The sequence below is a fragment of the Citrobacter sp. TBCS-14 genome (assembly GCF_005280805.1).
GTDB classification, from domain to species: Bacteria; Pseudomonadota; Gammaproteobacteria; order Enterobacterales; family Enterobacteriaceae; genus Citrobacter; species Citrobacter gillenii.
In genome coordinates, this window is sequence record NZ_SZWM01001280.1 from 1 (window position 1) to 227 (window position 227).

Genomic DNA, 227 nt, shown 5'->3' on the forward strand with positions numbered 1-227 from the left:
ATCAGCTTCTCTTTCACGCCCAGGTCAACCAGTTCGCCGTAGAAGTTGATGCCTTCACCGTAAAGAATCTGGAATTCAGCCTGTTTGAACGGCGCTGCAATTTTATTTTTCACAACCTTAACGCGGGTTTCGCTACCTACCACGTTGTCGCCTTCTTTCACCGCGCCAATACGACGGATATCCAGACGAACAGACGCATAGAATTTCAGGGCGTTGCCACCGGTGGT

Annotated in this window: 1 pseudogene; it reads right to left on the bottom strand. The window is 50.2% G+C overall.

What is annotated here, in order from left to right:
• Positions 1 to 227: pseudogene (gene recA / locus FDX22_RS27370) on the bottom strand (recombinase RecA); the annotation flags it as partial.